A 25,845-nucleotide genomic window follows, 5' to 3' on the forward strand; every position below is an offset into this window, starting at 1 on the left:
TAAGTGCTTACTTGCATCGTTAAAAAGAGATATAAAGGTTAGAAACAGGTTTGTTTATAATAAAAAATGTTTTTTTATGTTCTAAAAATGATATTGGATATTTTTTCATTTTTTTGTCAATTTATTGTAAGTTATACTTTTTGTTGATATGTTCATTCAGGTCCTGTTTTTATTATTGATTTTTAGATTATTTTTATCTAAGATTAATTATTTGCTTCTATTGTTTAATATTCTTCGGGTATGGTTTAAATAAATTCATTTCTGCTTTTCTAAATAATTTTATATATTTAATAAGATAGATATAGGCTTAACTAATAATAAAACATTTTTATTCATTTTTAGGTTTTACTGTTAGTTTATATAAAAAAACAATTAAATAGTGTGATTAAAATGCAGAAAAAATCTATTAAAACTATTTTCTTGTTTTTAATGTTAATTATGGTGATGGTAGGGATAACAACAGTATCCGCAACAAATAACAATCATTCAACAAAAATATCAACTCATGAAACAATAACACACGATACTGTACATATTACAGACCAATCCACTAATAATATTAAACAAGAAACAAAAACAATAAAAAATGATGAAGAAAACAAGATAAGCACTACAAATAAAACAATAAAAAAATACAAAAAACCAACAAAAAGTGCTAACGAAACAGACATTCCTGTGGGACCAGCAAAAAAAGATGCAAACTTAGGTATCTATTCTGAACCTAGTGTGGTAAGAATAGATGAAACAAGCAGCTTCACATTTAGGTTATCAGATGAAAACAATGAACCACTAACTCAACAAGAAGTAATATTCAAATTCAACAACGAAATTGGAACAACAACAGAGGAAACTTACCAAGCAGGATTATACACAAGCTCATATGTATTCAATGCACTGGGAACAAACAATATATCAGTAACATTCACAGGAAATGATGAATACACTCCTTTAACATATAATTTCTCTGTAAATGTGAGAAAAACTAGTTTCCCAGGTTATGTGAGTATCAGTAATGGTAAAATAGAATTAGGGGAATCAGTAAATTTAAGTGGTCAAGTATATGTGGATGATTCAACTTATGAGGATAAAACAGTAACATTTAACTTTAATAATAATAATTACACTACAAAAATAACCGATAACTGTTTCTCATATGAATTAACTCCTGAAGAACCAGGAGAATACTTGATTACTACTACAATTGATGAAACAGAAAAATATGATAATTACAGAGCAGAAATTTCTTTTAAAGTAGTTAAAGGAAAAATAGTTGAAATATACCTTAAAGCAGATGAATATGTTAATATCACAGAACAGGCTTATCTGAGTGGATTCTTATATGATAGGGAACATAATAGGATTCCTAACCAAAAACTTGTAATCCGTTATGATGAGGAAGAACATGTTATCAATTCTGATGATAATGGGGATTTCCTATTTAACCTAACAAGTGATGATGTAAAGTCTGCATGGATAAGTGTGGTTTATGAAGGAACTGAAGAATATGCTCCTGTAGATGCTTCAGTATGGGTTAACTTTGTTGAACAAACAGATACTTCTATAATAACAATTGATAATATCACTAGTGTATATGGAGATAAAATTACGTATGGTAATTTTATACGAATTGAAGGAACTTTAAAAGATTCTGAAGGAAATCCTATTCAATATGTATCCTTAAATAATGGTCAGGGTTTTACTGATGAAGAGGGACATTATTCCTTTTCAATGCCTGTAAATGATGTTGGATTAGTTAATGTAACAGTATTCTTCAATGGTAATGATAAGTTCAAAAAATCAAATGCTACACAAACAATTATGGTTATTTGTCCTACTAGGGTGATTGTTGATCCTATAAGTGATGTTGAAGTAGGTGAAACTGTTCATATTACTGGAAAATTATGTGATGTGCAGGATACTCCAGTTAAAAATGCTGGTGTAAATATACATGTTAATGGGGAGAATTTTTCGGCAGTAACTAATGATGAAGGAGTCTTCTCACTTGAGTACATTACCGTATTTGCTGGCTATAATGCTGTGTATGTTGTATATGATGGTGATGATATTTATACTGGTACAATAAGTGATCAAACTGGCTTTAATGTAAGTGATTCAAGGAAAGAAGTATCTTTAGGTATAAATTATATTGGTACTCAAACAATGGGTGATTCAATAAATGTTACAGGTTCATTATATTCTATAAATTATGATGAAGAAGGAGAATATTATTATAATTTGGGGTTAGATAATGTTCCAGTAATCATAAAATTTGATGGTTCAAATTATACTGTTACTACAGATGAATATGGGAATTTTGTACAAGAATTACATCTTGAAAAAGTAGGTATTTCCAAAGTTAACATAATTTATGAAGGAAATGAAACTTATCAAGCAACAACAACATACTCCGTATTTGAAGTTATAAAAGAAAAAGTAACCAACCTGCATATAAAATATGATAACTATGTGAATGTGGGTGATTCAGCTATTATCACAGGTTACTTATATGATAAGGACAATAATAAAATACCTAATCAGAAATTACTAATCACCTATTCTGATGCTACTTATGAAGTAACTTCTGATGATAATGGTGATTTCATATTTGAATTTAATGATACAAGTGAAGTAAAATCATGTGGTGTATTGGTATAAATTATGAGGGTACTGAAGAATATGCACCTACAAGTAATAATGCTTGGTTTGAAATAGTTGAACAAGCAGATTGTGTCTTAAATATTGACAATATCACTAGTGATTATGGAGACAAAATTACGTATGGTAATTTTATACGTATTGAAGGAACATTAAAAGATTCTGAAGGAAATCCTATTCCATATGTATCCTTAAATAATGGTCAGGGTTTTACTGATGAAGAGGGACATTATTCCTTTGGAATGCCTGTAAATGATGTTGGATTAGTTAATGTAACTGTGTTCTTTGATGGTAATGATAAGTTCAAGAAAACAAATGCTACACAAACAATCACAGTAGAAAAAGTTAATTATAGCATCCATGTCAATGAGATTGGAGGCATATATCCAGGCGAGAATATCCAAATAATGGGTTATTTCCTAGATGATGTTGATCTAACTCTAAAAATAAACAACAAAACAATCGACACTATACGTACTGATGAAAACGGTATTTTCAATTATAATTATACTGCTATGGTTAGTGGTGAAAATAATATTTCCCTAGAATTTGCAGGAAATGATTACTATCATCCAACATATTCAGAAACAACATTTTATGTATATAAAAAAGATACTATCTTAAATATTAATCAATTATCTAATGTTAAAGTAGGCGACTCTGTTTACATAACTGGAAATCTCACAGATAATGATGAAAATCCAATTTCAAATGAGGATATTGTTATAAAAATGTATGATAATACTTTTTATACAAAAACCAATGAAAATGGTGAATTTTCACAGGAATACACAATAAAATATAGCTATAATTATATTAGAATTGATTATGAAGGTAATGATGATTATACGGCAACATATGATGATTATTCATTTTATGCATTAGATGATCGGGCTGAAGTTACTGTTAGAATATATATTGAAAATAATCAGAAATTAGGAAATACTCGTGAGATAAGTGGTTATATTTCAGAGGGTCATATAAATGAAACAGTTACTGTAAAGTATAATAATCAAAATTTCACGGCTATTGTTGATGAGAATAATTATTTCCATATTAATATAACTTTCAATAAACTAGGTCAAAATAATTTATATGTAGAGTATGAAGGAAATGAATTTTATCAAGCAGCACATGATATTACCTCATTCACAGTTATTAAAGGAGATCAAATTAATTTAGATGTTGATATTGATAAGTATTATGTTGATGTCGGAGATAAGGTACTTATATCAGGATACTTGTATGATAACAATTATACACGAATCCCAAATCAGAAAATAATAATTACAGTGAATAAGAATTATGATGTATTCATTAATGATGAAGTATTTACTGATGAAAATGGAACATTCTCTTATGAATTAACAGGGAACGAATTAGGATATTATGAAGCATACCTTAAGTTTGAAGAAACTGATGAATATGGTCCAACAGTAACAAAAGATGTTTCATATGAGATTGTTGAGAGAAAAGAATCTATACTAAAAATAGACAGTATGACTCCTAAAGACAACATAACATATTATTCTGAAATAATTATAAAAGGAACAGTGACAGGTGAAGATGGAAACCCAATAGATTATGGACGTGTGGCGGATAATAAAAATTCTGGTTATTTTGAAAATGGTAAATTTGAATTAATAACAAATGCAGATATTGGTAATGCAACATTAACGGTACGTTTTGATGGAAATAGGCAGTATAAAGGATCAAATGATACAATAACATATGAATCATTTAAAGCAATACCTATTATTTCAGTGAATGCTAATCAGAGTACTGTTAAAGCTGGTGATAATTTAACAATTTCATTTGATGTGCCTGGTGATGAAGTAAGTTTAACCATTAATAATAAGACTCCTGTTGTCCTAAATATAAGTGAAAATGGTTATGATTATATTTATCAAACAAGTATGGAAGACTTAGGAGAATTAAACATACTTCTTGAATTTAACGGAAATGAATACTACTTAAGTGGTAATGCAACCAATACTACAATAGTATCAAACACTTTCATAACATTAGAAGAAATAGAAGATATCTATTACGGTGAAACATTAAATATATCAGGAAATCTAAGCAGTCTTGAAGGAATTATTCCGAATGCTAATTTATCCATAGAAATATCTGGAGAAACATTCACAACAGTAACTGACTCAGAAGGTAAATTCTCCCTATCATACCAACCAGAAACATCCGGTTATGAAACTATAATATTATATTATGGTGGTGATGAGAAAAATTATCCTGCAGAACTTATTAAAACAGTATATGTGAATTATGAAGGATATTTGGGCACTTGGATAGAATTGAATAATACAAAACAAACCTATGATGTAGGTGATGTATTAAATGTTAATGGTATAGTATATGTTCAAGAATGGGATGCTGAGGATAATATTTTGCGAGTAATAAATTCAAGCGTAATCCTAAAATTTGATGGTAACAATTATACTGTTCCAGTAGATGAAAACGGAACATTCCAATATAATATTACATTAAACAAAACAGGAAACTATACTGTAAAAGTATTATATACTGGTGATGATATGGTATATCCATCTTTAAGTCATTATACAATTAATGTAACAAAACGTGCAAGTCAACTTACAGTAAATCCTATAACCAATGTAAATGTAACAGATAATGTTATAATAACTGGAACATTAACAACAAATAACACACTATTAAATGATAAAACTGTAACAATAGAAATAAATGGAAAGAATATTACAACAAAAACAAATGATAAAGGAGAATATTCAATTTCATATACCGTAGTAGAAGTTGGAGTAAACAATGTAATAGTAACATTTGCTGAAGATGATCAAAACATTGGAAGCAATACTAACACAACATTCACTGTAAACAAACTAACATCACAACTAACAGTAAACAATATACAAGACAACGAAATTGGTGATGAAATAAACATAACCGGTACTTTAAAAGATGCTAAAGGCAACAATATTAAACAAGCACCAATAATTATCTCAATAAACAATAACAACTACACAGCAAATACAGATAATAATGGTGTATACAGTATCACATACAAAGCAAACACTATTGGAACAAATAATGTTAACCTAATATATGATGGAAACAACCAAGTAACAGGAACTACCCTAAAAACAACATTCAACACAAGAAACATTACACAAAACACAACAACAGATTCAAACAAAACAGAAAGCAATCAAACAAATACTAATGGCACAAGCAATATAAACAATACAAACACTACAGGAAACAGTACAAATCCTCCACAAGGAAACAACACTGGTAACAGTACTGGAAATGGCACTGGAAACATCCCAGGAGGCAATACAGGAAACGGTACAAATCCTCCACAAGGTAATAGTACAGGTAATAGTACTGGAAACATCCCAGGAGGTAATACTGGTAACAACACAGGTAACAGCACAGGAAATAACACAGGTAACAACACAGGTAACAACACAGGTAACAATACAGGTAACAGCACAGGAAATAACACAGGTAACAACACAGGTAACAACACAGGTAACAGCACAGGTAACAATACAGGAAATAACACAGGAAACAACACAAAACCTACACATGACAACATAACAAAACAAGACACAACAATAACAATCGAAGACATCACACCAACCAACTATGGAGAAAAAGTAACAATCACAGGAAAACTAACAGACAAAGAAAACAAACCACTAACAAACAACGAAATAAACATAACAATAAACAACAACACAAAAACAATAAAAACAGACAACAACGGAACATACAAATACACAATAACAGCAAACAAAGTCGGAACAAACAACATAACCATAACATACACTGGAAACAAAAACCACAACCCAACAAACACAAACAAAACATTCACAGTAAACAAACAAGACATAAAAATAACAATAAACAAAATAAGCAAAACAAGATACACAGAAAACCTAACAATCACAGGAAAACTAACAGACAAAAACGGTAAAATAATCGCAGGAGCAAAACTCAAACTACAAATCAACAAAAACACAGCAACAATAAAAACAGACAAAAACGGAACATTCAAATACACAACCAAGGCAAGAGTAGTGGGAACAAACAACGTAACAATAACATACATTGGAAGCTACAGGTACAACAAAAACAATGCAAAAACAACATTCAATGCAATAAAACAAAAAACCAACATCACAATAAACAAAATAAAAGCAGTATACAAAGACAACATAACAGTAACAGGAAAACTAACCGATAAAAACGGTAAAGCTTTAGCAAATTCAAAAGTAAAAATTACCATCAACAAAAATTCAGTAACAGTAAAAACAGACAAAAACGGAACATACAAATACAATACAAGAGCATGGAACATAGGAACAAACAACCTAACAGTAAGATACGCAGGAAACACAAAATACACTTACAACATAACAAAAACAACATTCAAAACAACAAAAATACCATTAAAAATATCCATCAACACGATTAAAACAACAAGATACACAGAAAACATCACAATCAAAGGAATATTCAAAGACAAAAACGGAAAACTCCTAGGAAACAGTAAAATAAAAATCACATTAAACGGTAAAAGCGTAACAGTAAAAACAGACAAGAAAGGAGTATACACTTACACTACAAAAGCAAGAAAAGTAGGAGTAAACAACCTCACAGTAAGTCACCCAGGAAACAAAGTATACAACAAAATCACCAAGAAAACAACATTCAAAGTCATAAAACAAAACCTTAAAATAACAGTAAACGCCACTAAAAAAATAGGATACGGATCCAAAGTATACGTAAAAGGTCAACTAACTGATAAAAACGGTAAAATCATAAGAAACACAGTAATCACTATAAACATCAGCGGCAAAATCATCAGATCCAAGACAAACAGTAAAGGAATATACAATCATAGCCTCACAATCAATAAACTAGGAACCAACAATATCACAGTAAGCTACCCAGGAAACAAAAACTACAATAAAATAACCAAGAAAACCACATTCACTGTAACCAAACAAAGCGTGAAAATCAAAATCACAGGGACAAAACAAGTAAACAATACTCGGAAAGTAACAATCATTGGAAAACTAACAACCAAGGATGGAAAAGTACTAAGAAACAGTCAAGTAACACTAACAATAAATGGTAAAAACAAAACAGCAAAAACAGATACAAAAGGAGTCTTCACACTCACAACAACAGCTAAAAAAGGAACAAATACATTAATACCAACTTATAAAGCAAATAAATACTATAATCAGTACACTGGAACCGAACAAACTTTTAAAATAGCCTAGATAAATGTGAATAAGAATACCTATTTTCTTATTCACCCTATTTTTTTTGAAATAATATTTTTTTATACAAACTCTCAGCTTCCTGATATTATCAACGTTATCAATTTTTGATTGAGCATATGGGTATTTTTGTTGACTATATTTTTTTGTATTTGTGTGTTATATTTTTGTGGGTTTGGTATTGTTTGTTGCTTTTTATTAAGTGTTTATTTTATTATTCTGTATTTCTTTTTATATGTTTGGTTTTTATTTTTTTTTGTGTTTCTTGTTTTATTGTTATTGTCAACGTTGTCAATTTTTGATTGAGCATATGGGTATTTTTGTTGACTATATTTTTTTTGTTAGTCTTTTTATAATTTACTGGTTTTCAAGTTTCATTAAATATTTATTATGTGTAATTGCCTTTTTTGAGTATTAATAATAATATTACAATTTATTCCTTATTTAATGGAGGATTTGTATGAATGAACTGATGAAACCTCAAATAACAATGGAAATACTTTTATAAAGCATTTTTCGAATTATCTATAAAGTATGATTATTACTATTGTGGTATAATAACCTAATAACAATAATAAATATTGCACCATGAATATACATAGATTCAAATCTGAAGATGGAATAATATTTAATAGAAAAAAATAAAAACATTAACAATGAACTTGACTATCTATTCGAAGAATCATAAAACTATAATAAGAGATACATAACTTAACAAAAAGAGGATACTACAAATAATGGTTGATAATCATGAAAAATAGGATGGAAATAGCAAAAAAATTTGCTCAATCAATTAAATCAAAGTACATTGAACAGATAATATTATATGGTTCCGTAGCAAGAGGAGAGGATAATGAAAATTCAGATATAGATATCTTAATAATAACAGATAACTATGAAAAAATAGAAGATTTAATAGCTGAGGAAGTTTTAAACACAATTATTAAAGAAGAGGAATATGTTTCTACTAATATTATGACAAAACAACGTTATGAAAAAACCAAAAATTTTTCATTTTTAGAGAATATAAGAAAAGAAGGTGTTATCCTTGGATGAGGTATCAGAATTTTTCAAGAAAGCTCAACAGAAATTAGATTCAAGTAAATTATTATTGTGATGTTATAGTTTACTCGGATATTCTTAGTTTATAATGGTATAATATGTTTGCTTTTCTTGGTTTCTAATTTAGAGTAATGATTATTAAAATTTTTGTTATAAAATAAGATAAATTGTTTTTTTGTGGGGGTTTAAAAGAAGCTGTCGAGACTTGTTTGTCTTTCGTTGTTCATGATTTGTTCTTCGGAGTATCCTATGGATTCTAGTATTCGTAGTGTTGCTGGAAGTACTTGGTTTTGAATATAGTATTCTGGGTCGTATTCTTTGTCTCCAACGTATTCTACTGGTTCTGCACGTCTGCTGATTGGCTGGTTGCCTTTGGTTATGACGTATCTTATTATTGTTCCACTTGTAACTTTTTGGCCGTGTAGTCTTAGTTTTTCGGCTGCTATTACGTGTGGAGCTATTTGTTTGTAGTTTTCTGGTTTTTTGGTTAGTTTTGTATGAATTACTAGGTCTTCGATTGGTACATTACCACTGTTTAGTTTTTTGATAACGTTTTTCACTATCTTTTTTGCTTTGTTTGGTGATGCATCTTTCAGTATTGCTTCTAACACGTCGTGTTGTGTGTTTTTTGCTACTGGTGCCCAGTCTCTTCTTACTAGTTCTAATCCTTTGACGGTGATTTCACCTTCGTATATGACAGCGTATCTTTTCTTTGATACGAAGAATCCTCTGTCATAGTATCCTTCCAGTTCTAGTTCCATGTCGTCTGGAAGATCATGGTTTATGGAGCTGAGTAGCTCCGTTACCTGTTCTTCAATTATTTTTGGAATGCTCATTCGATTAATACACCGTTTACTATTCCTTTTTGACCTGGTCTTGAAGTTATTTTTGCTTTACCGATTTCGGTTTCTACTACTGCTCCTTTTGTGATGATGTTTCTTCTTACAAAGTGAGCGTTTGCAGAGTTTTCGAGTACGGTTTTTATTTCAACGTTTTTGCTGGAGTTATCTTTTGGGTCGATAACGTTGATTCTGTTTGCTACGGTTGCTCTTGCTTTTGTACCGTTTCCTCTTACGATAATTTCTTTTTTAACTTCTTCACCGATTCTGGTATCTGCTGGTGTTCTACCGAATTCAGCGTTTCTTTTGTTTCTGTTTCTTCTGGATCTTGCTCCAGTTGGTTTTCTTAATGAACTTCCTTGCCAAATAGCCATATATTTCACCTCAAGTTTTATTGTCCATGTAATTACATGTGTTAATTATAATTAAAATCCGTATAATACTCGTATAATAGTTTATTTTGATTATTTTTTGTAATCACTTGTTAATGAGTATTATCTTAGTATATACTATTTTACAATAATAATATAATATATCATTTCTTTAATATTTAAATTTATTGATTAATATTCATAAAAAAATATTGAAGGTAAGGGGTGGTGTTAATATCTGTCTCCTCGGTAACGATGTTTATGACCCTTATGTGATGATGATGCAGTACTTAATAAGTTGGATACAATATTTAATGCTGAACTGTTATTCTGTTGTGAACCGTTGCCTCTCTTAAGTGATGAATTATTAATCACTAAACCCAGAGCACTTGATACTAGGCCATAATCTCTTTCAAGCTGGCCTGCTAACTTAACATACTTGGATAAGCTGCTTTTTCTTCTTGCTTGTCTTCTATGTCTCAGTTTGCCTTCCTTTATTTTCAGTTCATTCTTTTTAATTTGTGCTTGTTTTCTTATTAAGGATGCTCTCTTATGGTCATATTCTTTTCTTTTTTCTTTATCTATTAATACATTATATGCTTCTGTGAGTATTCTGAATTTCTTAGCAGCATTTTCTGACTGGTTTACATCTGGATGATACTTTAATGCTAATTTTTTATATGATTTTTTAATGCTTTTATTGTCTGCATCCATTTTAACATTTAATATTTTATAATAATTTCTTTTAGGGTTCATGGACTTCTTTCCTTCTAGTTTGTTTTTCATCGTGAATATTGATAATAATTGATTATGTTCTAGTTTTGTTCTTTTATTATAATTAATTTTATCCGTAAAATCATTAATTTTATTGGAATAGTTTTTTATCATTTCTTATCTTTAATCCTATTTAAATGATGTATAAATAATATGAATAACATAAATATTATCAAATAAAATAAACAAATAGAAGGTTTTATGAATGGCATATAGTGATGATAAAATTAACATGGTTCATGGTGCAGGAGGAGAAGTCATGCAGGGCATGATTTCAGACATAATCCTGGGAAACCTGTCAAAAACTAGTGTAAATGGTGGGATTGGATTAGAATCATTAGATGATAGTGCAACAATACCATTGGATGATGACCATGTGGTGGTTACAACAATAGATGCACATACTGTTCAACCATTATTCTTCCCAGGGGGAGACATAGGAAGAATATCTGCTGCCGGAACATTAAACGATATCTCAGTAATGGGAGTAAAACCAGTATCATTAAGCAATGCAATGGTAATAAGTGAAGGATTCGAAAGAGCAGACCTTGAAAAAATAATCAAATCAATGAACAAAACATGTGAAGAAGTCGACGCAGCAATAATCACAGGGGACACAAAAGTAATAGACAGTGACAAGCTCGACAGCATGATAATAACAACAGCAGGAATAGGAATAGGTAAAAAAGAAGACATAGTAAGAGACTCCGGACTAGAAGTAGGAGACAAAGTCATAATCACAGGAAGCGTAGGAGACCATGGAATGGCAATCATGTCAAAACGTGAAGGATTCGGTTACGAAACAGAACTAAAATCCGACGTAGCACCAGTATGGTCAATGGTCGAAGCAGCAAAAGAAGTAGGAACAATCACTGCAATGAAAGACCCAACACGTGGAGGAATAGCAAACGCATTAAACGAAATGGCAACAAAAGCATCAGTAGGAATGCGTTTAGATGAAGAAAGAATACCTGTTAAATCAGAAGTAGAAGCTGTATCAGACATGCTAGGTATTGACCCATTCGAAGTAGCAAACGAAGGAAAAATCGTGATGGGAGTTAAGGCAGACGATGCAGAAGACATCCTACAAGCAATAAGAAAAACAAAATATGGAAAAGATGCAGAAATAATAGGAGAAGTAACAGAAGGAAAACGTGTAATCATGGAAACTCTTATCGGTGGAGAAAGATTAATAGAACCACCTATAGCAGATCCAGTACCAAGAGTATGTTAAAAAAAAGAGGTGTCCTATGGAACATTTCATATTAAGATTAAAAGCATTCATATTCGATTTTATAGTAGTAACATTATTCACAGCATTAGTAAACAATATACTATACATATTATTAGTATCATTCAATAATCAACAATTACTATCATGGTACCCATATGCAGTATTAATAATTGTCACATTAGCATATTTCACAATATTAGAAGCTAAAACCAACAAGACAATAGGTAAAAAAATAGCAAAACTTTACGTGTCAGACTCAGAAGGATACATGAGTTATGCAAGAGCATTCATAAGAAATGTATCAAAAATATTCTGGGTACCACTAATAATAGATGTAATAATAGGAAAAGTATTAGGTTTCCCATCAAGACTATTTGATAAAATTGCTGGAACAGATGTATACAGAGACGATGAACTAGAACAAGTATAAATTGGGGTAATATTATTGTTAGATATTAAAATATTTAGAGATAATCCTGAAACAGTATTTGAATCAGAAAAGAAAAGATTCAGAGAAACAACAAACGCAGAAAAAGTAATAGAATACGATAATTTATGGAGGGACGGACTTAAAAGATTAAACGATCTACGTTCAGAAAAAAATAAGTTATCAAAATCATTCAAACAAGCAAAAAAAGATGGTAACATCGAAGAAGTCATAACCAAATCAAAAGAAGTTGCCAATGAAATAAAAGAACTTGAACCAAAAATCGAGGAATACATTAAAATCCGTGACGATTACAGGTACAAGGTAGGTAACATCATTGATTCAGAAGTTCCAATCTCAGACACTGAAGATGATAATTTGATAGTGAAAGAGGAAGGAAACAAAAAATCATTCGATTTCACACCATTAAACCATGTTGATTTAATTCAAAAAATTGACGGAGCTGACACAGAAACAGCATCAAGCATAGCAGGTTCAAGATTTTATTACCTGAAACAGGACATACTATTCTTAAACCTTGCATTAATACAATTTGCATTAAATGAACTCAAACAACAGGGATACACACCACTACAAACACCATTCTTCGTTAAAAGTGAAGTAGCAGCAGAAACATCCGAACTAGGAGAATTTCAGGAAACACTATACAAAGTAGAAAACGAGGACTTATACCTCATAGCAACCGCTGAACAAACACTAGCAGCACTTCACCGGGACGAAATCATAAGCTCAGAAGACCTTCCACTACGTTACTGTGCATTATCAACATGCTTCAGAAAGGAAGCAGGATCACACGGTAAAGACACACTGGGAATATTCAGAGTACACCAGTTCGAGAAAATTGAACAGTTCATATACTCCACCCCTGAAGAATCAGTAAATGAACATAAAAGATTACTCGAAGTAACAGAGAACATATACAAAAAATTAGGATTATCTTACAGGATAGTTTCAATAGTATCCTCAGCTTTAAATGATAATGCAGCAATAAAGTATGACCTCGAAGCATGGTTCCCAGGTTCTAATGCATACAGGGAACTGGTTTCATGCACAAACTGTAAAGATTATCAGGCAAGAAAAACCAAAACTCGTGTAGGACAAGCAGGAGCAGGAGATGCCGTTACTTTACACACACTTAACAGTACGGCTATTGCTACAGAAAGAACTATATGCTGTATTCTTGAAAACTATCAGCAAGAAGACGGTAGCATAAAAGTTCCAGATGTATTAGTACCATACATGAATGGTAAAACAGTCATTGAAGCTAAAAATTAACCCCCATTTTTTTTGGTGCGACGAGCGATTATCTTTAATTTTGTTCGCACATTAAATTCTTTTTTTTGTGTTGGTATAGTATTTATTTGAACGGATACTTTTAACCTTGTTGTATGGGTTATTCTCCCTTGAAACTGTGTTACTGGTAACTGTGGGGGTAGTTTGCATGATAGGTAAAGCTTAATCTTATTCCTAGCATCCATGGAATGGAGGGCGAGAGAAAGACCAATAGTTGGGTTAATGTTAAATGAACTTTTATAAGCATTGTGAAGTGGGCCAACATGTTAGGATGATTAAAGGATGTGTTGAAGATTGTAGGCAGGTTAGACGAAGTGAAAAAGGACGTCTATTGATTACTACCTGTATGTCTGTCGGTGTAATGGGAGAGCCTAAGTTGTGTCGTAGTGTCTAACAGAAGATAAACTCGGTAAGTCCAGTAAAGTCTAATAACTATTATTGGTAGGGGTTTCTGTGAGGAAATTCTAAGACTTTATTGGGTAAGGGATGTTGAGAAAAGCTAATGCCATCGTGAGTCGTTGAGACAGCAGGAATTTAACAAAATTACGACTGTTTGATGGATATGCTGACTTCAACAGGTGTATAACATGATTATTAAAACGGATTTGTATTCATAGGGATGTGTGATGATATTATGAGTCAATTTTCAGTTGAAGAAAACTGTAGAAACTCTAGTGGTTTGTGTCAGTCCACGATAATTAGACAAACTCGACGAAGAATGGTCCAATATTAATTGGAACTATGTTACTCGAAGCATACATCGGATACAATAGTGGAGAATTTATGCTGAAGAAACTAGTGAAGTTTCTTTAGATAACTAATATGCTTGAGCTGTATGTCTGGAAACGGACACGTACGGTTCTGAGGAGAGAGTGCGACAAGATAGGATCTCCAATTCCCATTGTTGTCAGTGAAACAAGGATATTGTTCTTGTTTTAATCCTAGTCGTATTGGGATTTCATTATCTGAAACTTCTAATTGAGTGATTGGTTGGAAGGTTGCATGACGAAAAGTCTAATCAAATATCCTTATTTTCCAAAATATTATATATTCAAAGGGATGTTTGGGGGCTAAATGAAGAGTAAAATAATGGTTAACTTAAAGTGAATGGTTGTAAGCCTCGTCACAGATAACAATTGAATAATTTGAATAATACCTATTAAATAGGATTTTTGGAAATATAATTGTCTTATAAACAGGAAATAAGTATTTCTCTCATACTTAATTGTATACGACCCACATGTTTATCGGGGTATAGACTGAACCTGCACTTACTCGTATCTGGCTGGAGATTAACTTGGTAAGCTTCTTATGGTCTCAAAGATTAGTTTTTTTGAGTAAGTGGATTGTGAATGAAGCCTAAATCCATAGGATGTAGAGGATTTTGGAGGAAGCTAATGCCGTTATTAACCGAAAGGTAGCAGAAAAGAAAGGGAATTAGAACTGTGAACGGATACCATTCCTTAATTTATGGATGGACTTGGAAACAAGGCAGACTTCCAAATGGTGAACAACACGTGAATAAAGCGTTTTTATTTAGTATTTACTGAAAGGATGGTGAATATAATGATGAGTAACACCTGTAATAATAATTATAGGTCCACGACTCCATACACTACTGATTGGTCTTGTATTAAATGGAATAGGATTGAAAAGTATGTAAGTAAATTACAGAAGCGAATATTTCGTGCCGAGCGTAATGGTAATTCTCATAAAGTACGTGATTTGCAACGAATGTTAGTTTATAGTGAATCAGCGTTACTTATGGCTATTAAAAGAGTTACTCAGATTAATAAAGGTAAAAGAACACCTGGAATTGATAATTTTCGTGCTTTATCGGATGAAGCACGTGGTGAACTTTTTGATTCGATGAAGTTAATGAATATTAAGAAACATAGGCCTAAACCCGCATATCGTACTTATATTCCTAAAAAGAATGGTAAATTACGTTCACTGGGTATACCTGCAATAGTTGATAGAATATATCAAGAAATTCTTCGTATGGCCCTTGAACCACAAGCAGAAGCTTATTTTGAGCCTACTAGTTATGGTTTCAGACCTAAAAGAGGTACTTTTGATGCTGCCGAAAGAATCTTTTATAACATCAGAAATGGAAAATGGAACTGGGTATTTGAAGGAGATTTTCGAGCTTGTTTCGATACACTTTCACATGATTTCATTTTAAAACAAATAAAGGGATTTCCCTTTGTTAAAGTTGTTGAACGATTTTTAAAAGCAGGATATGTGGATAATAAAGTATTTAATCCTACTAATGAAGGTACACCTCAAGGGGGCTTATTATCGCCATTGCTTGCAAATATTGCATTACATGGTATGGAAGAAATTTTAAACATATCCTATCATAAAAGAAATAGTATACGAAATGGAAAAGTATATGAATCCTTTGAAACTAAAGGAAAATATCGAATTGTTAGGTATGCGGATGATTTTGTGATATTTGCCAGAAATAAGGAAGATATTTTAGAAGTAGATAATATTCTTCAACCTTATCTTAAAGACAGAGGTTTAACTCTTGCTTTAGATAAAACGAAGATTACAAATATTCATGATGGATTTGATTTTCTAGGTTTTGAATTCAAAAGACATAAAACTCATAATGGATTTAAATCTCTTATCAAACCAGCTAAAAGTGGTATTCAGAAATTTATGAAAGAAATTGACCGAAGATTTAAAATTATGAATGGTAATAATGTTGATTCGTTAATTAATTTTATTAATCCATTAATTCGAGGAACGGCTAATTATTGGAAACCCTTTATTTCTAGTCGTATATTTTCTAAAATGGATAATTACATTTGGAAAAAGACTTATAAATTTCTTAGAAGATTGCATCCACATAAAAGTTGGGGTTGGATTAAGAAGAAATACTTTCCACCTTATAATGATGGTAGACATAGGGATAATTGGATTTTAACTGGCCCTAACGATGGTCTTTGTTTGGCTAAAATGAGTTGGGTTAAGATTAAGAGACATATTATGATTAAACATGATTATAGTCCTTATGATGCTACTAAATCAGATTATTTTAATATGAGAAATCTTAAATATAAGAATATGCCCTTACATCTTGGATAAAAGTTTGCTCGAGCTGTATGTCTGGAAACAGACACGTACAGTTCCAAAGAGAGTATGGGGGAGTAATCCTCCAATCTTATCTGACAGGAGTGAGCAATCACTCCGACTTATCAGACAACTAGTAAAATATCCTTACGACAATTATATTCAAAGCCATCGATTAAAAGATGGATGATGTATCTCAATTTAAGAATCATCCTCCTGAGGGGTTTCCGGAATCTCGCCAAACCAGTTGCTTCTATTTCCGATGTAATAAAGTAAGATACCGAAAATTACAGAGCCCATGGTTGAAATTATTAAATCAGCCATTTGTATTGTTGAGGTTGAGGATTGAATTCCGAACATGACCAGTAAGCTGAAGGATAAGTTATTTGCAGTATGGAATGCGGAACTGACTTCCAGACCATTGGCTTTCCATGCTAAAAATCCCATTACTAAACCTGAAATTATTATCCCAATGTTTCCTATACCATTGTATCCGTGGGTGAATCCAAAGATTATGGCTTGGAGAATGATTGCCAATAATGGTATGTTAAACCATGACCCTAAGGTTTGCATAAGAAGTCCACGGTACACGTATTCTTCAGCAATACATTGTAGCGGCACTACAATTAGGAGGATTATAAATAACAGTATTGTAAAATGATAATTTCCTCCATTACCTAGTATTATGGATTCAATAATTCCAACGACAAGGAATAAAATAAACGGGATTATAAATGCCTTGAGATAGAGTTGGGTGTTCCATCCTCCACGTGAAGAGGAGTATGAGGAAAACGGCCTATCCTTAACAATTTTATTTGCAAGGTACAAAGATGGAAGCATGATGACCACTCCCAAATGAGAATAGATTTCGCCTATCTCGGAGTTCATGACTTCATATCCTCCATGCAGGAGTTGGACCATAATGTTTTCTCCACATATTGCATAGAAAACGGCAATTAATAGTAGGTTGAGTATTAAAAATATTATTGTACCTATTATGAAAACTAGTATTGGCTTGTACCATCTGTATTTTTCAAAAGTTTTTGGAAATGTTATGTATTCTGAAATCTCTTTACCTGTCATATGTACATATTTCTATTTATTTGCATATAATGTTATAGGAATAATATGTTTTATAGGTGTTTTTGTGAAAATTATTCGTTAGATAAAATCTGATTTTTCAAGAATTTCAGTGACTGCCAAATATTAAATTATATCTCAAGTATTTCGATTCACAAAAGACAGACAAGAAAACAATAATAGATGCTAAAGCCAGTAAAGTTTCCAATTGTGTTGACTGGGGACAGGTATATTACAGAATAGCTAAATCATTAGGTTATGATGTGCAGTTTGTCCATGTCAAATGCCGAGTCTCTGGAACTGGCCATATCAGATTAAGATTAAGACATAAGAAACATACTGGGGGAAACTGGATTAATCGTGATCCTGCTGCAGTAGCAGATACAACTTCAGGTAATGTCAGAGCAATCTGGTGTGAAGATGGATATGTGATAGCTTATGATCCATCCTGGATATTCACAGATTTGTACAGTAGTTAACGTTAATGTTAAATCATTTTCTTTTTTGTGCGACGAGAAATCATCTTTAATTTTGTTCGCACCTTAAATTCTTTCTTTTTTGGTGTGTGTATGTATAGTATTTATTTGAACGGATACTTTTAACCTTGTTGTATGGGTTATTCTCCCTTGAAACTGCGTTACTGGTAACTGTGGGGGTAGGTTGCATGATAGGTAAATCCTAATCTTATTCCTAGTATCCATGGAATGGAGGGCGAGAGAAAGACCAATAATTTGGTTAATGTTAAATGAACTTTTATAAGCATCGTGTAGTGGGCCAACATGTTAGGATGATTAAAGGATGTGTTGAAGATTGTAGGCAGGTTAGACGAAGTGTAAAAGGACGTCTATTGATTACTACCTGTATGTCTGTCGGTGTATTGGGAGAGCCTAAGTTGTGTCGTAGTGTCTAACATAAGATGAACTCGGTAAGTCCAGTAAAGTCTAATAACTATTATTGGTAGGGGTTTCTGTGAGGAAATTCTAAGACTTTATTGGGTAAGGGATGTTGAGAAAGCTAATTCCATTGTGTGTAGTTAAGATGGCAGGAATTTAACAAAATTGTAACTGTTTGATGGATATGCTGACTTCAACAGGTGTATAATATGATTATTAAAAGGATTTGTATTCATAGGGATGTGTGATGATATTATGAGTCAATTTTCAGTTGAAGAAAACTGTAGAAACTCTAGTGGTTTGTGTCAGTCCACGATAATTAGATAAACTCGACGAAGAATGGTCCAATATTAATTGGAACTATGTTACTCGAAGCATACATCGGATACAATAGCGGATAATTTATGCTGAAGAAACTAGTGAAGTTTCTTTAGATAACTAATATGTTTGAGCTGTATGTCTGGAAACGGACACGTAAGGTTCTGAGGAGAGGAGGAGAGAGCAACCTCTCTAACTTATTTGAAATATATTTTTTTCTAACATTTTTATATAACTTCTAACATATCATTAAATAATTAAATAATTTACGAATAATAAAAGAAAAGTAATAGATTCATATTAATTATTCAGTAATTAATTCATTTATAACAGCAAATACAAGGTGATCAAATATGGAAATAAGCGAGATCATGACAGAAGAAGTACAAGCAGGATCAGTGCCAGGATCAGTACAAACTGTATATGAAATTTTCAGAGACAAGAAAATATCTGGAATTCCTATTGTTAAAAAACAAACAGGTGAACTGGTGGGAGTACTTACACGTTCTGATTTAATAAAAAATCCTGATGAGGATCAAATAGCAATGGTTATGACAAGAAATCCTATAACGGCAGCTCCAGATGAAGATGTGATTTCAGTAGTTCATAAAATGATTAATAATAATATTAGAAGAGTACCTATAACAGAAGAAAACCAGTTAGTTGGTATAGTAACATCCTCTGATATTATTAACAAAGCATTATGGCAGATAAATAACACTGAACCTGTAGAAAAGTATATGGTACGTAATATACCAACAGTATGGGATAAGACTCCATTATCTGTTGCATATTCAATTTCACACAACTTTGATTTCAAATCAGTAATAGCATTGAATGATGAAAGTAAAGCTTCAGGTATATTAACTGAAACTGACTTTATCAATGAAAGTCAAATAGTTGGTGAACAGGAAATTCATAATAGTTCAGTAAGTACTGAAGGAGATAAATGGACCTGGAACAGTCAGAGTGTAATGTACATCCTAAAGAATAAGCTTAAATTCTCAGATAAGTTAGTACGGGATGTTTCTGGTGAAAAATTAATATCAGTTACACGTAAAACATCAGTTAAAGAATGTGCAAACATTTTAAAGAAAAATAATATTGAACAGGTTCCTGTTTTAAACATGTCTGATGAACCTATCGGACTTATCAGGGCCAGTGATTTAATGAGGGCTATGATAGGGTAAAATTGGGAAGTATTTTCTTCTCAACTGTACCTATTTTTTCCTGACAATACTTCTTTTTTTTATTGGGGTTTAAATTTATTTTCTCAGTTTTTCTTGTTCTTTTAGGTTTTTTATGTATTTTATAACTTTTTTTGCGTCTAATGTTTTAATGTCGTATTTGTTCTTTTGGATATAGTTTAGTAATTTAGTGCTTTTTTTATCGTCTAGTGATGATTTTTTTATCACGTATTTGAATGATCGTTTAGGATAATATGTTTCTTTGGCTATTTCTAGTAATTCTTTTAAATCCGGTTCCTCTATAACACCATCGTTCATGGCATCTGTGAGGTTGTATCTTATGTTGATTAGTGATTCTGACATTTGTTCTAGTGTTTCTGGGTTTAAGCTTACTGCTACATCGTCATCTGATTCTATTACTCCATTTTTATAGTCTTCGTATATGTTGCCTATTCCTATCATGCCGTATGGGTATAGTTCACATGCACGTAGGGCGCCCATGCTTGAGCCTCCAACAACGGTTATGTTCTCTTTTAGTGCTCGTAGTATTTCTTTATGGCTTACGGCTGGGCTTTGATGGAATACTCCGTCTATTATTCCTATAATTTCTATGTCGTTACGTGTGTCTAGTAGTTTGTCTATGTCTCCTCGTTTGACTGGTGGCTTGTATTCTGCGTCAAGAATCTTTTGTGCTTCATTGAATGGTAATGATAGTCCTGTGAATATTATGGTACTCATAGGGTATCACCTAGTAGTTCTTGGTGTAGGTTTATCAGCATGTTTATGGATTCTTGTTTCATGTTTTTGTTGTTCCATTTGTTTATCACGAAGTCTAGGTCTACCTTGGTTATGCCGTGTACTAGGTTGTCGGCGTGTGCGACTATTTTTTCTTCTAGTGTTTCGGGGATGTAGTTGCGGTCTGGTAGTCCTAATTGTTTTGCTTCTTCTCTGGTTATTCCTGCGCCTATGTGTCTTTCTGTGATTAGGCATATTCTTTCGTCAATGTGGAGGTTTCTTAGCAGGTCTGCTCCTAGGTATGCGTGTTCTATGTTGTTTGTTATTGTTCGTCCAACGTCGTGTAGCATGCATCCTGCTTTTATCAGGTCTTGGTCAATGTTTTTGTAGTGTTTTGTTATGTCTTTTGATCGTTCGTATACTACTTTGCAGTGGTCTATTATGTAATCTGTACATTCTAGTTCCTGGTATACGTTTTCTATTAGTTTGTCTGTTGGGGACATTAGGTTATTCTCCAAAAAAATTGTTTATGTGTTGTTAAAAATAGTATGTTGAGGGGGGAGTTTATTCTTCATTTATTGTGTAGAAGGATTCTAAATTTTTTAAATCTTCGATTACGTCGCTGTTGTCTTTGAATTCTAGTTTTTCATTACATCTTGGACATATGAACTGGTAGTCTGTTGCTTCTTCAAATGGGTATCTGCAGCCGTTTGGGCAGACGAAGAACATGTTGTTTTCTTCGTATTCGAGTGATTCTTGTATTTCTTCGTTATGACGATTGTATTCTTCTTCTAGTAGTTGTGCTGCTTTTCTTGAATCAAATCTCCAGTAGTATGTGAACCATTGGGTTTCTGGATCTTTTTTTCTTGTGTAGTTTGCTATTCCGACATCATACATTTTGTATAATACTTTTCTGACAAAGTTTAGTTTTATGCCTGTTGCTTCTGCTATTTGTTCGTCGGTAACTTCTGCTGTGAATAAGCAGTCTAGTATTTTTTCGCTAGTGTCAGCATCGTGTGTAACGTCATATGCTAGTCTTTTAACGTTTTTCTCATTTAAAAATTTAGAGTCATAATCAAAATTGTATATAATTTTTTTTCTAGCCATGATATCTCTCTTAATTATTCTCTACAATATGTACATATTCACCATATTTTACTTAAATTGATTATGTTGTTTTATAGTCTTTTGTTATAGGGTGTGGTTAATAATCTTTTTTTTTTATTGTTTGATTTTAACCGTTTATTATGTTATTGTCTATTTGTAGATAAGTAATATGTTATTATGTAGTTATTAGTATAAATATTTACTTCTTATTATTACTGAGGGGATGTGTTTTACTTCCTCGAGCATTTTATCTGATACTTCATTAAAATCTGCTTCAAATGTATCTGTCATATTATATATTGTTTCAAAAAAGTTGGACAAATTATTTTCTTGACATTCCTCTGCAAGATTAGCATATTTGATGAGACTTTGTGCATCTTCCGTGAGTGTAGATGCAAGAGGAGTGGCACCAGCATACTCTGAAAAAAATCTTAAAAAATAACCGAAAACACCAGTATCATTAACAATCCCCTCCACAGACAATGGAATACTAGTAAACAACCGACCCCTAAAACAATACGTTGGATCAGTATCAATAACTAAAACATCAACATCAACACCAAACCTATCAAAAACCATACTCTTCACAAGATAAGCACTCTTAACAGGATCCCTAGGCAATAAAGAAACAAACTCACCAGGAACATTACTTAAATCAACACCAGCATCACCACTCGGCATCAAAGCATGCTTCAAACCAAAATTCCTCAAAATAAACTCCTTATGAACACGAGCCTCAACAGGCATCTTCCTAAGATTACTGATAGTACGACTATTATAATTAAACAATGCCATAACATAACCCCAAAAAAACTTGCACCAAACCTCAGCAATCAAAAAACCCATAATCCCATAATCATACCTGCTCTCATCAACAACACTACCCTCAAGAATAGAAATAGGAGTCTCACTAATAACTACAATATCACCATCAACGGCAACACCACCAATAGACTCCACTAACTTTTCATAACCTTCACCAATACGGATATAATCACAAAACACGGGAATGCACATAAAACTCATAACAATCAATACACAAAAAAAAATATAATAATAAAAAAAAAATAGGCGTATAACCTAAGATTAAACTTTTCCTAAAGTATCACCACGTAAACCCCGCCTAAGAGTCTCCAGGGAGATAACATCATTAGTATTAACATTACCAATATTAACATCATTACCAAGATTAAGAATTAAATCAATCTGCTGATTCTTATTAGGAGCCTCCCACATAATACGGTCACCATCAACACTACCCGAAATCTCCTTCAAATCATCAAGACGAACATTACCCTTATCATCATAAATACCAATATTCTTACCACTTTCACGACCCTCAATAATAACCATATCAGAACCACTATCCAAATCAGCATTAATTAAACTAATACGGTCACCAGTAGAATACTCATGATCCTTCTCAGGATTCTTCTTACCAATCTCACTCAGAGTAAAAAAACCCAAATCCTTAGCCATACCAATAAACTCACTTCTAACATCAGCAGGTATCACAGTAGAACCATCAGAAATCTCCACAGCACTAAAACCAAGCCTATCAGCTTCACTAAAAAACTCATCAACACTATTCTTGGAATTAGCTAACTCAAATAATGTTCCACCAGTATAACTCTTAATACCATAAGAATCATATAATTCATTCTTCTGTTTAATTATACTGTCATCATACAATATGGAAGTACCCCAACCATACTTTATGAAATTAAAATAATCACCATTTACTCTGAGAAAATCCTCAACATACTCCGGACCTAAACCCTTATCAATAACCATCGTGTCAGCGTCAATACTATCAAACTTGTCTAGAAAATTAAATGCTCTCATTATTATTCAGTCCTATATAATTCTAATTATATAATAATCTACATTTCAACAATATTATAATTTTCATAACACCTTAAATATATTATAGCAGAAGTAATCATACCCTAAAAAAAAGCAACTTTATATATTTTGTAAAACATAGAAATATAATAATATAAAGTTATTTAAGAAAAATGTTCTAAGATTAAATTAAAAAGTTAATCATATAAGCTATTATTGACTAATATGTTTGTTATTGACTCAATTATTCCAAACATTAACATTTACCAAAAATAATGGTTATTCAATAATAAATTAACTTTAATTTGATTTTTAAAAGATTAATTCAATAATGAACATACTAATAAATTATAATAACTACTAATAACTGTTATTAATCGCAATATACTAATAGTGAGGGTGTTAAGTGAAATCTCTAATTAACGATAGCTTAAAAGATTCAAAAGATAAAACTCCAGAAGTACCAGATCTTACTAATGCAAGTTTAGACGACATAAACGGAGAATTAGTTGACCTAATAAACCAAAGCAGAACAAAAATCTTTGTAATAGGTGCAGGTGGAGCAGGAAACAATACAATTTCAAGATTAGGTGAAATAGGAATCGAAGGTGCAGAAACAATATCCATAAACACAGATGCACAAGACCTATTCTTCTCAAAATCCAACGACAAAATACTAATAGGAAAAGAAACCTGCCGCGGACTAGGAGCAGGAGGAATCCCTGACGTCGGAGAAGCAAGTGCAGAAGAAAGCGAAGAAGTAATCAAAAAGAAAATCGACGGAGCAGACATGGTATTCGTAACCTGTGGACTCGGGGGAGGAACAGGAACCGGATCAGCACCAGTAGTAAGTAGAATAGCACAAAAAGCTGGAGCACTAACAATAGCAGTAGTAACATTACCATTCAGTGCCGAAGGAATAAAAAGAAGAGAAAACGCTGAAAAAGGTCTTGAAAAACTACAAGAAGCAGCAGACACAGTACTCGTAATTCCAAACGACAAACTCCTAGAAGTAGCACCAAGCCTACCAATAAACAAAGCATTCATGGTATCAGATGAATTACTAGGAAGAGCAGTAAAAGGAATCACAGAATTAATCACAAAACCAGGATTAATCAGTTTAGACTTCGCAGATATAAAAAGCGTAATGCAAAACAGTGGAATGGCAATGATTGGTATGGGTGAATCAGATACTGGAGACAGAGCAATCGAATCCGTAAACGAAGCATTAAACAGCCCACTACTAGACCTAGACATATCCACAGCAAAAAGTGCACTTGTAAACATCAGTGGTAGCAGCGACCTAACACTCAACGAAGCAGAAAAAATTGTGCAAATTGTCGCAGACGAACTTGACCCAGAAGCAAACATCATATGGGGTACACAGATACAGGACGATCTTGCAAGCACAGTAAGAACAACCATTGTTGTTGCAGGAGTAACAGCACAAGGCATGCCTGGAGGCGACGATTCATACAAAGAAAGAACTCGTGGCGAAGAAACCTCAACACCTAGTGATGACCTCGAAGGATTCATAGATGACGTATTCTAACAATGATCATTAGGATACATCACTATTTTTCAATTCTTTTTTTATTCTCCATCAAACTTATTTTAAAAAAAATTACTCTA

General features: G+C 32.2%; 19 protein-coding genes. 10 read left to right on the plus strand and 9 right to left on the minus strand.

From position 1 onward, the window contains the following. The first annotated feature begins 390 nt into the window (after positions 1-390). The 3 genes from PXD04_RS20125 (at position 391) to PXD04_RS20135 (ending at position 9,002) form a co-directional block, all read left to right on the plus strand. Complete coding sequence (locus tag PXD04_RS20125; RefSeq protein WP_323736598.1) at positions 391-2,655, plus strand: hypothetical protein; 2,265 nt, start codon at positions 391-393, stop codon at positions 2,653-2,655. Next, positions 2,637-7,946, plus strand: coding sequence for an Ig-like domain repeat protein (locus tag PXD04_RS20130; protein WP_323736599.1), 5,310 nt, complete (start codon positions 2,637-2,639; stop codon positions 7,944-7,946). Before PXD04_RS20125 ends, PXD04_RS20130 begins: the two co-directional genes overlap by 19 nt. Before the next feature lie 750 nt (positions 7,947-8,696). Next, positions 8,697-9,002, plus strand: coding sequence for a nucleotidyltransferase domain-containing protein (locus PXD04_RS20135; protein ID WP_323736600.1), 306 nt, complete (start codon positions 8,697-8,699; stop codon positions 9,000-9,002). Between the two features lie 191 nt (positions 9,003-9,193). Here the strand turns inward: PXD04_RS20135 and PXD04_RS20140 are convergent, their stop codons facing one another. From PXD04_RS20140 to PXD04_RS20150, 3 genes are all read right to left on the minus strand, one after another. Beyond that, the gene (locus PXD04_RS20140) at positions 9,194-9,844 is read right to left on the minus strand and encodes a DNA polymerase domain-containing protein (RefSeq protein WP_323736601.1); all 651 of its coding nucleotides are present in this window, start codon (positions 9,842-9,844) and stop codon (positions 9,194-9,196) included. After that, positions 9,841-10,221: a 30S ribosomal protein S8e gene (locus tag PXD04_RS20145; protein ID WP_323736602.1), complete on the minus strand. Its 381-nt coding sequence runs from the start codon at positions 10,219-10,221 to the stop codon at positions 9,841-9,843. The genes PXD04_RS20140 and PXD04_RS20145 overlap by 4 nt, the downstream gene beginning before the upstream one ends. A gap of 228 nt (positions 10,222-10,449) precedes the next feature. Continuing rightward, the gene (locus PXD04_RS20150; RefSeq protein ID WP_323736603.1) at positions 10,450-11,106 is read right to left on the minus strand and encodes a DnaJ domain-containing protein; all 657 of its coding nucleotides are present in this window, start codon (positions 11,104-11,106) and stop codon (positions 10,450-10,452) included. Between the two features lie 91 nt (positions 11,107-11,197). Here PXD04_RS20150 and hypE point away from each other — a divergent pair, with 91 nt between their 5' ends. The 4 genes from hypE to ltrA all read left to right on the plus strand — a co-directional run bounded on the left by hypE (position 11,198) and on the right by ltrA (position 17,063). Beyond that, on the plus strand, positions 11,198-12,226 hold the full coding sequence (gene hypE / locus PXD04_RS20155) for a hydrogenase expression/formation protein HypE (protein WP_323736604.1): 1,029 nt from the start codon (positions 11,198-11,200) through the stop codon (positions 12,224-12,226). A gap of 16 nt (positions 12,227-12,242) precedes the next feature. After that, complete coding sequence (locus PXD04_RS20160; protein ID WP_323736605.1) at positions 12,243-12,656, plus strand: RDD family protein; 414 nt, start codon at positions 12,243-12,245, stop codon at positions 12,654-12,656. A gap of 15 nt (positions 12,657-12,671) precedes the next feature. Continuing rightward, positions 12,672-13,949, plus strand: a complete 1,278-nt coding sequence (gene serS, locus PXD04_RS20165) for a serine--tRNA ligase (RefSeq protein ID WP_323736606.1) — start codon at positions 12,672-12,674, stop codon at positions 13,947-13,949. A gap of 1,587 nt (positions 13,950-15,536) precedes the next feature. After that, on the plus strand, positions 15,537-17,063 hold the full coding sequence (gene ltrA, locus PXD04_RS20170; RefSeq protein WP_323737487.1) for a group II intron reverse transcriptase/maturase: 1,527 nt from the start codon (positions 15,537-15,539) through the stop codon (positions 17,061-17,063). 186 nt (positions 17,064-17,249) lie between these two features. On the opposite strand, the gene PXD04_RS20175 is transcribed toward ltrA, so the two are convergent. Continuing rightward, positions 17,250-18,131 carry a type II CAAX endopeptidase family protein gene (locus tag PXD04_RS20175; protein ID WP_323736607.1) on the minus strand — a complete coding sequence of 294 codons (882 nt, stop codon included), beginning with the start codon at positions 18,129-18,131 and terminating at the stop codon, positions 17,250-17,252. Positions 18,132-18,253: 122 nt separating this feature from the next. Between PXD04_RS20175 and PXD04_RS23465 the strand changes: the two genes are divergently transcribed. Beyond that, a complete protein-coding gene (locus tag PXD04_RS23465; protein ID WP_323737488.1) occupies positions 18,254-18,607 on the plus strand; it encodes a hypothetical protein in 354 nt (117 codons plus the stop codon). A 1,085-nt stretch (positions 18,608-19,692) separates the two neighbouring features. After that, positions 19,693-20,529 (plus strand): CBS domain-containing protein, encoded by an 837-nt coding sequence (locus PXD04_RS20190; RefSeq protein WP_323736608.1) that lies wholly within the window; start codon positions 19,693-19,695, stop codon positions 20,527-20,529. A gap of 75 nt (positions 20,530-20,604) precedes the next feature. Here PXD04_RS20190 and PXD04_RS20195 read toward each other — a convergent pair whose 3' ends face one another. The 5 genes from PXD04_RS20195 to comA all read right to left on the minus strand — a co-directional run bounded on the left by PXD04_RS20195 (position 20,605) and on the right by comA (position 24,213). Further along, entirely contained in the window at positions 20,605-21,264 is a 660-nt protein-coding gene (locus tag PXD04_RS20195) for a TfuA-related McrA-glycine thioamidation protein (RefSeq protein ID WP_323736609.1), read from the minus strand. Then, positions 21,261-21,764, minus strand: coding sequence for a TIGR00295 family protein (locus tag PXD04_RS20200; protein WP_323736610.1), 504 nt, complete (start codon positions 21,762-21,764; stop codon positions 21,261-21,263). Before PXD04_RS20200 ends, PXD04_RS20195 begins: the two co-directional genes overlap by 4 nt. Positions 21,765-21,825: 61 nt before the next feature. Beyond that, entirely contained in the window at positions 21,826-22,368 is a 543-nt protein-coding gene (gene tfe, locus PXD04_RS20205; RefSeq protein WP_323736611.1) for a transcription factor E, read from the minus strand. A 186-nt stretch (positions 22,369-22,554) separates the two neighbouring features. Further along, positions 22,555-23,394 (minus strand): coenzyme F420-0:L-glutamate ligase, encoded by an 840-nt coding sequence (locus PXD04_RS20210; RefSeq protein ID WP_323736612.1) that lies wholly within the window; start codon positions 23,392-23,394, stop codon positions 22,555-22,557. Between the two features lie 60 nt (positions 23,395-23,454). Beyond that, on the minus strand, positions 23,455-24,213 hold the full coding sequence (comA, locus tag PXD04_RS20215) for a phosphosulfolactate synthase (RefSeq protein ID WP_323736613.1): 759 nt from the start codon (positions 24,211-24,213) through the stop codon (positions 23,455-23,457). 406 nt (positions 24,214-24,619) lie between these two features. Here comA and ftsZ point away from each other — a divergent pair, with 406 nt between their 5' ends. Next, positions 24,620-25,765 (plus strand): cell division protein FtsZ, encoded by a 1,146-nt coding sequence (ftsZ, locus tag PXD04_RS20220; protein WP_323736614.1) that lies wholly within the window; start codon positions 24,620-24,622, stop codon positions 25,763-25,765. The last annotated feature ends 80 nt before the right edge of the window (positions 25,766-25,845 follow it).

Origin of the sequence: Methanosphaera sp. ISO3-F5 (assembly GCF_034480035.2) — an archaeon.
Classification (GTDB): Archaea; Methanobacteriota; Methanobacteria; order Methanobacteriales; family Methanobacteriaceae; genus Methanosphaera.

Coding starts and splice junctions, on each gene's coding strand:
- PXD04_RS20125 (WP_323736598.1), top strand. CDS start 391: ATGCAGAAAAAATCTATTAAAACTATTTTCTTGTTTTTAATGTTAATT.
- PXD04_RS20130 (WP_323736599.1), top strand. CDS start 2,637: ATGTGGTGTATTGGTATAAATTATGAGGGTACTGAAGAATATGCACCT.
- PXD04_RS20135 (WP_323736600.1), top strand. CDS start 8,697: ATGAAAAATAGGATGGAAATAGCAAAAAAATTTGCTCAATCAATTAAA.
- PXD04_RS20140 (WP_323736601.1), bottom strand. CDS start 9,844: ATGAGCATTCCAAAAATAATTGAAGAACAGGTAACGGAGCTACTCAGC.
- PXD04_RS20145 (WP_323736602.1), bottom strand. CDS start 10,221: ATGGCTATTTGGCAAGGAAGTTCATTAAGAAAACCAACTGGAGCAAGA.
- PXD04_RS20150 (WP_323736603.1), bottom strand. CDS start 11,106: ATGATAAAAAACTATTCCAATAAAATTAATGATTTTACGGATAAAATT.
- hypE (WP_323736604.1), top strand. CDS start 11,198: ATGGCATATAGTGATGATAAAATTAACATGGTTCATGGTGCAGGAGGA.
- PXD04_RS20160 (WP_323736605.1), top strand. CDS start 12,243: ATGGAACATTTCATATTAAGATTAAAAGCATTCATATTCGATTTTATA.
- ltrA (WP_323737487.1), top strand. CDS start 15,537: ATGAGTAACACCTGTAATAATAATTATAGGTCCACGACTCCATACACT.
- PXD04_RS20175 (WP_323736607.1), bottom strand. CDS start 18,131: ATGACAGGTAAAGAGATTTCAGAATACATAACATTTCCAAAAACTTTT.
- PXD04_RS20190 (WP_323736608.1), top strand. CDS start 19,693: ATGGAAATAAGCGAGATCATGACAGAAGAAGTACAAGCAGGATCAGTG.
- PXD04_RS20195 (WP_323736609.1), bottom strand. CDS start 21,264: ATGAGTACCATAATATTCACAGGACTATCATTACCATTCAATGAAGCA.
- PXD04_RS20200 (WP_323736610.1), bottom strand. CDS start 21,764: ATGTCCCCAACAGACAAACTAATAGAAAACGTATACCAGGAACTAGAA.
- tfe (WP_323736611.1), bottom strand. CDS start 22,368: ATGGCTAGAAAAAAAATTATATACAATTTTGATTATGACTCTAAATTT.
- PXD04_RS20210 (WP_323736612.1), bottom strand. CDS start 23,394: ATGAGTTTTATGTGCATTCCCGTGTTTTGTGATTATATCCGTATTGGT.
- comA (WP_323736613.1), bottom strand. CDS start 24,213: ATGAGAGCATTTAATTTTCTAGACAAGTTTGATAGTATTGACGCTGAC.